Annotated in this window: 7 protein-coding genes; 5 read left to right on the top strand and 2 right to left on the bottom strand. The window is 73.7% G+C overall.

Translation table 11 applies throughout. The features are described from left to right. Positions 1–30: 30 nt before the first annotated feature. The gene (locus ACFWZ2_RS01010) at positions 31–879 is read right to left on the bottom strand and encodes a TetR family transcriptional regulator C-terminal domain-containing protein (protein WP_384539821.1); all 849 of its coding nucleotides are present in this window, start codon (positions 877–879) and stop codon (positions 31–33) included. A 91-nt stretch (positions 880–970) separates the two neighbouring features. Then, complete coding sequence (locus ACFWZ2_RS01015) at positions 971–4,255, bottom strand: BTAD domain-containing putative transcriptional regulator (RefSeq protein WP_384539824.1); 3,285 nt, start codon at positions 4,253–4,255, stop codon at positions 971–973. A 142-nt stretch (positions 4,256–4,397) separates the two neighbouring features. Between ACFWZ2_RS01015 and ACFWZ2_RS01020 the strand changes: the two genes are divergently transcribed. The 5 genes from ACFWZ2_RS01020 to ACFWZ2_RS01040 all read left to right on the top strand — a co-directional run bounded on the left by ACFWZ2_RS01020 (position 4,398) and on the right by ACFWZ2_RS01040 (position 12,559). Further along, positions 4,398–6,962 (top strand): ABC transporter permease, encoded by a 2,565-nt coding sequence (locus ACFWZ2_RS01020; RefSeq protein ID WP_384539827.1) that lies wholly within the window; start codon positions 4,398–4,400, stop codon positions 6,960–6,962. Positions 6,963–6,988: 26 nt separating this feature from the next. Next, the gene (locus ACFWZ2_RS01025) at positions 6,989–7,756 is read left to right on the top strand and encodes an ABC transporter ATP-binding protein (protein ID WP_384539830.1); all 768 of its coding nucleotides are present in this window, start codon (positions 6,989–6,991) and stop codon (positions 7,754–7,756) included. A gap of 1 nt (position 7,757) precedes the next feature. Continuing rightward, positions 7,758–10,325, top strand: a complete 2,568-nt coding sequence (locus ACFWZ2_RS01030) for an ABC transporter permease (protein WP_384539833.1) — start codon at positions 7,758–7,760, stop codon at positions 10,323–10,325. 135 nt (positions 10,326–10,460) lie between these two features. Next, entirely contained in the window at positions 10,461–11,579 is a 1,119-nt protein-coding gene (locus ACFWZ2_RS01035; RefSeq protein ID WP_384539836.1) for a radical SAM protein, read from the top strand. Continuing rightward, positions 11,576–12,559 (top strand): radical SAM protein, encoded by a 984-nt coding sequence (locus tag ACFWZ2_RS01040; RefSeq protein WP_384539839.1) that lies wholly within the window; start codon positions 11,576–11,578, stop codon positions 12,557–12,559. Before ACFWZ2_RS01035 ends, ACFWZ2_RS01040 begins: the two co-directional genes overlap by 4 nt. Positions 12,560–12,607 lie beyond the last annotated feature (48 nt).

Genomic DNA, 12,607 nt, shown 5'->3' on the forward strand with positions numbered 1-12,607 from the left:
GTTGCGTACAGGGGGCGGTCGTACGAGAAGTCAGTGCGCGGTCAGCGTCGCGTCGACGTACGCGATGAGCGCCTCGTGCATGTCGTCGGGGCCCGCGCCCGGGCTGTCCGGGGCCGCGGCGAGGACCTGGGTGGCGAGGCCGTCGATCAGCGCGGTCAGACGCAGCGCGGCGGCCGCCGGGTCGGCGAGGCGGAAGACGCCCTCGGCGACACCGCGCCGGATGACGTCGGCGACGGTGGTGCGCCACTGCCGGTAGTAGTCGGCGTGCAGGCGGCCCACGGCGGTGGAGCGGGCGGCCTCCGCCCACAGGTCGAGCCAGACGCTCCACTGCCAGCGCTGCTGCGGGGTGCGCGGGATCTGCAGCTCGATGAGCTGACGCAGCTCGTCGGCCGCGTCCGCGGCGTCGGCGACCCGGGCCGCGCGCCGGGCGGTGTCCTCGTCCATGCACCAGCGCACGGCCGCTTCGAGCAGGTCGTCGCGGCCGGGGAAGTGGTAGTGGATGGCGGCGGTGCTGGTGTCGCAGGCCGCCGCGATGTCCTGGACGCGGACGGCGTGGAAGCCGTGCTCGGCGATGAGGCGGACGGTCTCGCGGATGATCTGCAGCGGGCGGCCGCCCTCGACGGTCGCGCCTGCCGCTCGCCCCCGCCGGGCCGGGGCCGCCGCGGGCCCCGTGCCGAGGAGCCAGCCCGCGTCGACTCCGCCGGTGGCGGCGATGCGGGCCAGCTCGGCCGCGGTGAACCTGCGCGTGCCGCCCAGCGAGCGGGACAGCTTGGAGGGGTCCATGACGATCCGGCGCGCGAATTCGCGCTGGGTCACGCCCTCGTCGGTGATGACTTTCCGCACCCGCTCGGCCACGTCGTCCCGCTGGTCTGACTGCATGGTGAGCCACCGTACCCATGCGTTGCGATGAGCACAACATGGAGGTGTTCAGTTCACAGGAAGAGCTGGGATTGCGCTTCTGACTGATGCATCAGTCACTCCTGCAATGCCGGGGCGTCAAGGCGTACGATCCGTCGGCCGCGGGCACCGCGAGGTGGAAGGGGCACTCGGTGCTGCGCGGCGGGGAGGCGACGCGCAGTACTTCGTCGAGGCGGGCGCGGAGGTGGTGGGTGGCGGTGGGGTCGGAGGGGTCCGACGGGGCGGCGGGGGCGGACGGGGCGGCGGCAGCGGACGGGGCGGATGAATCGATCGCCGCGGGCGGTACGCCCTCCCCCGCCACCGGAGTCCCCGGCCCCACGAGCCCCGTCACCCCCGTCACCCCCGTCAGCCCCCGCAACGGCAAGATCTCCGCATGGGCGCGCCCGGACAGCCGCGCCGCCCGCAGCGCGTGTTCCCAGCGGATGCGGGCCAGGACCGGGTCGCCCCGTTGGGCCGCCAGGTGGCCCAGCATGGCCAGTTCATGGGCGGCGCACTCGGGGCGGTGGCCTTCCTGGTAGGCGGAGACGGCGGTCAGGTGCAGGCGTTCCGCGGTGTCCGTGTCGCCGCGGGCGGCCGCGACGAGGGCGCGGAGGGTCGCCGTCTTGGCGCGCAGATACGGCTCGCCGGTCTCCTCGGCGTATGCCTCCATGCCCCGCGCGAAGGACTCCGCACGGGCCGGGTCGCCGTCCCCCGCGGCCGTGTAGCCGAGCAGTGCCTTGACCCAGGCGGCCTCGTGCTCGGAGCCGATGAGGAGGAGTTCCTGGTGGGCGCCCTGCCAGGAGCGCAGGGCCGCGGCGCGGTCGCCGACCCGCTCCTGTGCCATGCCGGTCATGATCAGCGCGGTGGCGGCGGAGTGCGGGTCGGTGCCCGAGAGGAGTTCGCGGGCGGTGACGGCGGCGGTCAGCGCCTGGCGGCCGCGGTCCTCGGCGACGAGCAGTTCGCTGTGGAACAGCTGCCAGATGCCGGTCTCCCAGCCGTGCCGGTAGGCGTCGAGGGCGCCCTCGGTGCGGGCGGCCACCGCGCGGGCCTCCGCAAGGCGTTCCTGGCGTACGTGCACGGTCAGGGCGAGCGCTCCGACGAAGGCGACGACGGAGTCGTCGCCCGCCTCCTCGGCCGCGGGCAGCGCGCGGCGCAGGAGTTCCTCGTCGCCGCGGTCCTCGCGGATGTTGACGCCGAGCCAGCCGCACCAGGCGAGCGCCTCGGCGTACCAGGGCGCGGCGGCCGTGGTGACCTTCAGGGCGCGGGCGAGCCGCTCGCGGCCCTCGGCCTGGTGGCCCGCGGCGGTCCAGTGCAGGGCGAGGCGGGTGGCGATGCGGGACGCGAGGAGCGCGTCGGCCTCGTCGGTGCCGTCGCCGCCCTGCAGCCAGTCGAGGCAGGCGGTCACTTCCGGCGCGGCCGCGCTCATCTCCGCGTACGCCTCCCGGAATTGGCCGGTGCGCATGCGGCGCGCGGTGCGTTCGGCGAGGGTGGCGACCCAGTGCGCGTGCCGGCGCAGGACCGTGGGTTCCTCGCCGTGCTCGGCCAGCGACGCGCGGGCGTACTGGCGCACCGAGACCAGCATCCGGTAGGTGGGGCGGTCCGCGGAGGGGACGAAGACCAGCAGGGACTTGGCGGCGAGGCGGGCGAGGGTGGCGGGCGCCGCGGGGCCCGCGACGGCCTCGGCCGCCTCGGGGGTGAAGCCGGTGGTGAAGACGGACACCGCGCGGACGACCGCCTGCTCGTCGGGGGCGAGGAGCTGGTAGCTCCAGTCGACGGCGGCGCGCAGGGTGCCGTGCCGGGCGTCGGCCGACCACAGGCGGGTGTCCAGCACGCCGCGCCGGGCGCGGAGTTGGCCGACGATGCCGTCGAGGGGGGCGGTCGCCGCCTTGGCCGCGACGAGTTCGATGCCCAGCGGCATCCGGTCCACGGCCTCGCAGACCTCGCCGATCTCGTGGTCGAGCGCGGCCTCCGCGGCCTCCGGGGAGAGGCGGCGAAGCCGGGTGCGGAAGAGCCGCGCGGCGTCGTCGCCGGTCATGGGCCGCAGCGCGTAGGGGGTTTCGCCCGCGACGCCGAGGCACTCCCTGCTGGTGGCGAGGATGCGCAGGCCCGGGCAGCCCGCGAGGAGTTCGGCGGCCACCTCACCGGCGTCGCCCAGGACGTGCTCGCAGTTGTCGAGGACGATCAGGGGGTGTGCGCAGCGGTCGGCCACGGCGCGGATCCGCTGGCGTGCCGCCCGTGGTCCGAGCCCGCCCGCGGCGACGTCCATGGCGTCGGCGACGGCGGCCGTGACTCCGCCGGGCGCGCACGGCACCAGGTCGACGCGCCACACCTCGGCGCCGGGCTGTTCCTCGCGGGCCGCGACGGCGAGGGCGAGCCGGGTCTTGCCGAGGCCCGCGGCGCCGACGACGGTCACCAGGCCGGGGTTCCTCAACTGGCGGCGCAGTTCCCGCAGTTCTTCGCCGCGCCCTATGAAGTAGGGGTCCGCGGCGGACTCGGGCGCCGCGCGGTGGTCGTGGGGCGCGCGGTGGTCGTGGGGCGCGTGCTGCTCGGCGGGCGTGGCCGTGGGCGCCGCCGTGCTGCGCGCGGGCGCCGCGACGAGCACCGCCCGTTGTGCGGCGCGCAGTTCGGGGCCCGGCTCGATGCCGAGGCGTTCGCGGAGGTCGGCGCGCGCGACGCGGTACACCTCAAGGGCCTCGGCCTGGCGTCCGCAGGCGTGCAGGGACTGGATGAGCAGGGCGCGCAGGCGCTCCCGGTCGGGGTCCTCGTGCACCGCGGCCCGCAACTCCTCGACGAGGGCGGGCGCGTCGGCGTCGATGCCGGCGTCCGCGTCGAGCGCGATCCCGTGTGCGACCACGTCCAGTTCGGCGGCGGCCCGGTGTTCCAGGGCGGTCAGCCGCAGCGCCTCGATCCTGTCCCGCTCCTGCTGCACGAACGGCAGCGCGGGCAGCCCGCCGAGCGCTGGCCCGGGGTTCTTGCGCAGCAGCTCGCGCAGGGCGGCGGCCCGCCGGTCGGGTGCGCCGCGGCCGCGCGCCGCGGCGAGTTCGGCCTCGAAGTCGCGTACGTCGAAGGAGTGCCCCGCAAGGTCGAGGCGGTAGCCGGCGGGTCCGGTGCGGATGAGGCCGGGGGCGTGCGGGTGCAGGGCGCGGCGCAGCTTGGCGACGGCGGTGTGCAGGGCGGCCGTGGGGTCCTTGGCGCGGGCGCCCGTCCACAGCTCGCTGAGGATCCTGCCGCCGCTGACCGCGGACGGCGCGTGCAGCAACAGGAAGGCGAGGAGCGCCCGTTGGAGCGCACCGGGGATCGGCACGAGGCGACCGGAGTCGTCCCGTACCACCAGCTCTCCCAGTAATTCGAACTCCATGACCGCCATCGGACCACGCTGCGGGGCGGCCTGCCACCGGTTCTCAGGACAGGCCGACCCCCGTCCGCGCTGCCAGGACATCGCGCGGACAGGTTTTGGACAGGGCGCCACGTGATCCTTGGCACGTGATGAGGAGGCCTTCGTGCTGAGGCTGGCGTTCCAGACCCTGCGCACGCGACGTGCACTGTTCGCGGGCTCCCTCGCCGCGGTGACGCTGGCCCTGGTGCTGCTGACCGCGTCGGGCGTGCTCCTGGACTCGGCGCTGCGCGGCGAGGGCGAGGCGAACCGCTTCGACGCCGCGTCCCTCGTCGTGACGGGCGACAGGGACGAGGGCCTGGACGGCAAGGACCACTCCCCCGGCTTCGGTGACGTGGAGGCGCCCCTGGTGCCACGGCCGCCGGTCTCCGGCGGGCTCGTGGACCGTATCGAGAAGGTGGCGGGTGTCCGGGAGGCCGTGCCCGACCTGGCGTTCTCCGCGCAGGTCGTGGCGGAGAACGGACGTCCGGTCACCCCCGAGTTCGGCGAGCGTTCACTCGGGCACGCGTGGCAGAGCGCCCGGCTCACCCCGTACGAGCTGCGGGAAGGGTCGGCCCCGAAGGACTCGCGGGACGTGGTGGTCGACGCCCCGGCCGCCGCGCGTGGCCGGATCCATGTCGGCGACCGGGTACAGGTGTTCACGGGCGTGGAGGGGCACGGGACGTACCGCGTGAGCGGCATCGCGGCCCCGCGCGACACCGGTCTGACGAAGGATCAGGTCGCCTTGTTCTTCACCGCCGCCACGGCCGCGCACCTCGCGCCGCCGGGCGGTGACGTGCATGCCGTCGCCGTGACCACCGCCCCCGGGGAGGACTTGGAGGCGGTGGCTTCGCGTGTCAGGGACGCGGTGGGCCGCGGGCCCGGCGTGGAGGTGCTCACCGACACGGCGCGCGCGGAGATCTCCGCCAGTGATGTGCTGTTCCTGGACACGCTGGTGTTCGTGGTGAGCATGGGGTCCCTCGCGGTCTTCGTGGCGCTGTTCGTGATGGCGAGCGGCTTCGCCTTCGCCGTGCTCCAGCGGCACCGGGAGATCGCGCTGCTCCGGGTGATCGGGGCGACGCCCCGGCAGGTGAAGCGGATGCTGGGCTGGGAGACGCTGTTCGTCGCGGTGATCGGGGCGGCCGTCGCCGTGCCGCTGGGCGCAATCCTCGCGAAGCCGCTGGCCCGCGGCCTGGTCGGGCTCGGCATCGCGCCGGAGGAACTGACGGTGCGGGTCCACTGGCTGCCGCTGGCCGGTGCCGCGGCGGTCGGCGTCCTCATCACCCGGCTCGCGGTGGTCTCCGCGGCGCGCCGTGCGGCCCGGGTGCGCCCCGAGGAGGCGCTGCGCGAGGCCGACCTCGCCGATCGGGGCCTGCCGTTGTCGCGGACCCTGACGGGTTTCGCGTTCCTCCTGTTCACCGGGTGCTTCCTGTTCTTCGGCATCGCGATGGGCGGGGTGCAGGGGGCGGGGCTCGCCTTCGGGGGCGTGCTCACGCTGCTGATCGCGACGGCCGTCCTCGGGCCCGCCCTGGTGCGCCCGCTGGTGCCGCTCGCGGGCTCGCTGCTGCGCGTGCTGTTCCGCCGCACGGGGCGGCTCGCGCTCGCCAACAGCGCGACGGCACCGCGCCGGGTCGCGGCCGCCGCCGTACCGCTGATCCTGATGATCGGCTTTCCGGTGTCGGCGCTGTTCATGCAGACGTCGCAGCAGTCCACGTCGAAGGAGTGGGCCGCCGAGCGGCTCGTCGCCGACCACGTCCTGGTGCCGGGCGACGCGACGGGCCTGCCGCCCGCCGTGGCCGAGGACGCCGCCCGGCTGCCCGGTGTCGCCGCGGTGTCGGCGACCAGCAGCGCCTGGGTGCGGATCTCGGTGCGCACGGACGAGGCGGAGAGCGTCAACGCCCGTGCGCTCGCGGCCGATCCGAAGCTGCCGGACGCCCTCGACCTGCATGTGCGCGAGGGCGGTCTGAAGGGCCTGCTTGCCGGGACCGCCGTCGCGGTGAGCCAGGAGCAGGCCAAGGAGTACGGCTGGCGGGTGGGCGACCGGGTCCGCCTGCGGCTGCCCGACGGCACACGCACGACGCTGCGGATCGGGGCCCGCTACGACCGCTCGCTCGGCTTCGCCGACCTGATCCTGCCCAGCCGGGTGCTGCGCGCCCACACACCCGACCCGCTGCTCGACGCGGTGTACGTCAAGCGCTCCCCCGGCACCGGACAGGCCGCGATGGACAAGGAGTTGGCGGGTCTCACCCGGACCTGGCCGATGGCGGAGGCCGCCGACCGGGACGCGGTGCGGGCCGCGGGGACCGAGGACGCGGCGTCTCAGACGTGGCCCGCGTATGTGTTCAGCGCGCTGATCGCCGCGTTCACGGCGCTCGCCCTCGCGAACACCCTGGTGATGGCGACGCTGGTGCGCACCGGCGAGTTCGCGGTGCTCCGTCTCGCGGGCGCGACGCACCGGGACGTGCTCGCGCTGGTCGCCGGGGAGAGCTCGGTGGTGGCGGCCTGCGGGCTGCTGCTCGGCGGGGGTGTCGCCGCGGTCGTGCTGGCCGCGACGAGTGTGGCGCTGAGCGGCGGCGTGGACCTCGCGGGGCCGCCCCTGTTCCTCGTCGGCGCCGGGGCGGGTGCCGTCCTCCTTACCCTGCTCGCCGCGCTGATACCGGCCTCGCGGCTGCTACGTGACCGAACCCCGTGACCGTACCCAATCCGGAGGAAACCCCCATGACCCTGCCCGATCAGGAGGCACGCCGGTCCGCGCCGCTGACGCGTTCCGCCCTGCGCCTGAACAACGTGACGCGGACCTATGGCAGCGGCAACGGCGCCGTGCAGGCCCTGCGTTCGGTGTCCGTGGCGCTGCCGGCCGGGTCCTTCACTTCGGTGATGGGCCCCTCCGGTTCCGGCAAGAGCACTCTGCTGCGGTGCGCGGCCGGGCTCGACAAACCCACGTCCGGCGAGGTGTTCCTCGGTGAGACGGACATCAGCAAGATGCGGGAGCGGAAGCTGACCATCCTGCGCAGGGAGCGGATCGGCTTCGTCTTCCAGTCCTTCAACCTGGTGCCCTCGCTGACCGCGCGGGAGAACATCCTGCTGCCGTTCCGGCTCGCGGGGCGGCGCCCGGACCGCGACTGGATGCGCGACGTGATCGCGCGGACCGGGCTCACCGAACGGCTCCGGCACCGGCCCGCCGAGCTCTCCGGCGGCCAGCAGCAGCGCGTCGCGGTGGCCCGCGCCCTGGTCACACGGCCCGAGGTGATCTTCGCGGACGAGCCGACCGGGGCGCTCGACCTCAGCTCGGGGCAGGACGTGCTGCGGCTGCTGCGCGAGGTCGTCGACACCACGGGGCAGACCCTGGTGATGGTCACGCACGACCCGCAGGCCGCGTCGTACGCGGACCAGGTGCTCTTCCTCGCCGACGGCGTGATCGTCGACGCGATGGAACGGCCCAGCGCCCAGCGGGTCTCCGAGCGCATGTCGCGGCTGGGGTCCTGAGGTGCTCAGGCTCGCGGTCACGGGCATCAGGCAGCACCGGTACGGCTTCGTCGGCGCGCTCTGTGCCGCCGCGATGGCCGCGATGCTGATCGCCGCCTGCGGGATCCTGGTCGAGTCGGGGCTGCGGGCGGTGCCGCAGGCCGACCGGTTCGGCGCCACGTCGGCGGTGGTCCGCCTGGACCCGGACGTCGTGATCCGCACGGGCTCCGGGCAGAACGTCGACAACGAGAGCTATCCGCTGGACCAGCCGCCCCGGCTGTCCGCCGCGCAGGTGGCGAAGGTACGCCAAGTGCCGGGTGTGGACCGGGTGGTGACGGACACGCCCTTCTACGCGCAGGCCATCGCCGCGGACGGCACCGCGCAGGCGGCGCCCGACGACGGCGTGACCGAGGGCCATGCGTGGGACGCGGCCGCCCTGACCCCGTTCACCCTGGCGTCGGGCAAGGCACCGGCCGCGCCCGACGAGGTGGTCCTCGACGCGGGCACGGCGCAGCGCGGCGGGCACAAGGTCGGCGGGAAGGTGCGGGTGGTCACCGCCGACGGCGCGGCGACGTACCGCGTCTCGGGGATCGCCCGTCCTGGCGGCAGGGCCGAACTGCCCGACCAGTCCTCGCTGTTCTTCACGTCGGCCACCGCCGAACGGCTCTCCGGGGCCGACGGTCAGGCCGCCTTCGCCGGTGTGTTCACCAAGGGCGGTTCGGTCGGCGCGGTGGAACAGCGGGTGCGCGAGGCCCTGGACGTACCGCATCTCGACGTCCTGACCGGCGACGCGCGCGCCAAGGCAGGGGCGCCCGGCACCACCGAGCAACTCGCCTCCACCACCTTGCTGTTCGGCCCGATGGCGGGCATCGGCGGCTTCCTCGCGGTGTTCGTGCTCGGCGGCACCATCGCGCTCGGCGTGCTCCAGCGCACCCAGGAGATCGCCCTGCTGCGGGCGGTCGGCGCGACGTCCTGGCAGGTCAGGCGGATGGTCGCCGCGGAGACCCTGCTGGCGTCCCTCGCCGGTCTGCTGCCGGGCTTCCTGCTCTCCGTGCCGCTCTCCGCGGTGATCCTGGACCGGCTGCACGACCGGGGCACGGCGCCCGACGCGTACGAACTCGTCGTCGGGCCCCTGCCGTTCCTGCTCGCGGGCGGCGCGACCCTGCTGCTCGCGCTGCTCGCGGCGCTCGCCGCGGCGGGGCGGATCTCCCGCATCAGGCCCGCCGACGCGCTCCAGGAAGCGGTGTCGCCGCGCCGCCCCGTGACCGTCACACGAGTGGTGCTCGCGCTGTTCCCGCTGGGCGGCGGCATCGCGCTGTTCTTCGCCACGCAGCACATCGGCGGCGAGGTCGGGGTGGCGTTCCAGTATCTGATCGTGCTGCTCCTGATGGGGGCGGCGGCGCTGCTCGGGCCGCTGCTCGCCCGGATCCTCGAACCGCCGCTCGGCGCCCTCGTCTCGGCGATCGGCGGCGTCACGGGCTGGCTGGCCCACGCCAACTCCCGTTTCTCGGTACGCCGGGTGGCCTCCATGGCGTCGGCCCTGATGCTCACCGTGGCGATGGCCTGCACGGTGCTGCTCGTCACCGGGTCGATGAACCGCATCACCGCCGAGCAGACCGACCGGCGCACGCAGGCCGACCTCGTGCTGCTGCCGCAGGACTCGCCGGGCCTGCCGGCCGATGTCGCCGAGGCGGCGCGCGGCCTCGACGGGGCGGCGGCCGTCGCGGCGACCCGCTCCACCACGGTGATCTCGGACGTCCTCGGCACGCCCGACGTGCTCGGCGCGCAGGCGCTCGACCCGGCGGCCGCGGGCAAGGTGATGGATCTCGGCCTGCGCGAGGGCTCGTTGAAGAGCCTGGAGCGCGACGGCACCGCGGCGGTCAGCCGTACGTACGCCAAGCAGCGCGGCTTCGACATCGGTGACCGCTTCGACGCCTGGCTCGGTGACGGCACCAAGGTGAAGCTGACCGTGGGCGCCGTCTTCGACCGGCCGCTCGGCCTCGGCGACATCCTGCTCTCCGAGCGCTATCTCGGCCCGCATCTGCACGAGAACCTCGACGACTCGGTGCTCGTGCGCGCCGCGCCCGGCCAGGGCGACCGGCTGCGCGCGGCGGCGGCCGCGCTCGTCAAGGACCATCCGACGGTCGAGGTGACGGACGTCGACGAGTACGCCCACGGGCTGCGCACCTCACTGGCGCAGAACACCACGGGCACCTATCTCGTCCTCTCGGTCCTGGTGCTCTTCACCGCGGTCTCGATGATCAACGGCCTGCTCATGGGAACGGCCGAACGGGCCAAGGAGGTCTCGCTGTTGCGCCTTCTCGGGGCGGGGCCGCGGCACATCACGGGAATGCTCTATCTGGAGACGCTCATCGCGGTATTGATCGGGGCCGCGACGGGCACCGCCATCGCCGTCACGGGGCTCGCGGGGGCGAACGGCGCGTTGACGGGTTCCACCGATTTCAGCATTCCTCCGGTCGGCTACTCGCTGATCCTCGCGGGAGTCGCCGCATTGGCGCTGATTTCAACCGCTCTGCCTGCGGCCCTCGCACTGCGCAATCGTCCCGACGGGGTACTTCCGTCCGTCTGAAAACGTGGTTGGGAACCGGTAGAACCGGTTCTCAACCAACTTCAAAGACGAACATAAGTACGGGACTTCATACTCGAACCAGATCTGCACGGAAGCTGCGGAACGTGTCGACGGAGGGGGATTCCGGTGCACCTCATGGAGATCTTGCGATATCGCCCGGTACCCGCGGCAGCGGTGTTCTTCGGGATCACCCGCAGGTGCCCCCTCCACTGCAAGCACTGCTCGACCAGTTCCATGCTCGACAGCGAGGAGTACCCCGAGCAGCTCTTCCGGGGATTCGCCGAGACCTTCACCCCGGAGAACCGGCCCGAATTCGTCCTCATGTCGGGCGGCGAGGCGCTCCTGAGGCCGCGTCTCGTCCAGGACATCGCGGAGCTCTCCCGCGCGGTCGGCGCCCGCAGCCATGTCCTGTCGGGCCTGTACTTCGCCCAGCACGGCGGGCGCATTCCGCCCGCCGTGAAGCGCGCCATCGACGCGGTGGACCACTTCTCCGCGAGCCTGGACGTCTTCCACGAGGAGGAAGTCCCGCGGGCGGCCGTCTTCCGCGTCCTGAAAGAACTCATGGACGAGGGCAAGCACGTCAGCCTCCAGCTCACCGGAACGGGCCCAGGCGACCCCTATCTGGCCGATCTCACCGCCGAGGTCCGCAGGGTCTTCGACGACCGGGTCCCCATGCTGGTGGCGCCGGTCAGCCCGCACGGCCGCGCGGACGCCTGGCTGAAACAAGCCCCGCTGCCGCAGGGCGCGATCGCACCGGCACCCTGTGCCGTCTCCGCCTGGCCGGTCATCGGCTTCAACGGACAGGTCACCGCGTGCGGGAACCAGGACGTGATGGACGGCAAGGTTCCGCTGCCCGCCCATCTCTACCTCGGCCACATCGCCAAGGACGACTGGTCCACCATCAGGGAGCGCGCGATCGGCAGCCCGATGGTCCGCGCGATCCGCGCCACGGGGCCCGAGTACCTGATGGAACGGCACGGCTCCGGCGACGGCTGCGGCACCGCGGGCTACTGCCAGACCTGCTGGGTGCTCTCCAAGGACCCGGCCGTGCCCGCGACCGTACGCCGCCTGTCCGTCGAACCCACCACGCGGCTCGTGGAGGAACGCACCGAGGAACTGCTCGTCGAGGCCGGTGCGGTCTCCTTCGCCCAGCAGTACGGGATCACCGAGTACGCCGAGCTGATCACCCTCGGCCTCGCCGGGACCGAACCCGCGGGGGTCGGCAGCCAGTGGACCGCGGGGAGCACACCATGACCGCCTCCACCCACCAGGAGATCTGCGCCATCCGCCGCAGGCGCGGCGCCTCCGTCCTGCTGTTCCTCACCGACCGCTGTCCCGTGGGCTGCGCGCACTGCTCGGTGGACTCGCGCCCCGACAGCCCGCGCATCACCGACTTCGTCCTCCTCGAATCGCTCGTCGACCGGCTCGCGGCGATGCCGGAACTCACCATGGTGGGCATTTCCGGGGGCGAACCGTTCGTCGAACGGCGGGGCCTCACGCTCGCCGTGCGGCGCCTGGCCGACGCGGGCAAGCGCGTGGTCATCTACACCAGCGGCTTCTGGGCGGCGTCGCCGCGCGCCCCCGAGTGGATCGATCGGCTGCTTCCGCTGACCGCCGCGATCTATCTGAGCACCGACGCCCATCACGTCGACGGCCAGGGCCCCGAACGGTTCGTGAACGCCGCGCGGGTCGTCGCACGGCACTCCGTGCCGATCGTCGTGCAGTGCGTCGACGAGGGCGACAGCCTGGCCGCCACCCGCGCCTCGCTCACCGAGGCACTCGGCCCCCACTGGTCCCGGCAGGCCGAACTGATCCCCACCCACGGGCTGCCGCACGGCAGGGGCGCCGCGCTCTACGCCTGGCAACAGCGCACCCCCGGGCGCGACTTCGGCCCCTGCGACGTCGTGGACGCCACCGTCGTCCGCTACGACGGCCGGGTCACCGCCTGCTGCAACGAATCCGTGATCATGGGCGCGGGCCCGGCCGCCCTGCGCCGCGACGCCGCCGACGGAACGGAAGTCGAGGCGGCCGTCCGGGAATTCCACGACGACGACTTCTTCCGCGCACTCGGCGCCGTCGGTCCCGGCGTTCTCACGGGACTCCCGCAATACCGCGATCTGGCAGACCGTGAGTTCTCGTCCATCTGCGGCCTGTGCTGGACGATGACGAAGCGGCGCTCCGGTGAGAGCAGGCACGACGCGCTCCTGGCCGCCCTGGCCGGCCTCACCGATTGAAACCGGTAGCTCCGCGGCCCGGAATGCCGCCCGGGACACTCCGTCCGG

The sequence above is a fragment of the Streptomyces sp. NPDC059002 genome (genome assembly GCF_042740435.1).
Taxonomy (GTDB): Bacteria; Actinomycetota; Actinomycetes; order Streptomycetales; family Streptomycetaceae; genus Streptomyces.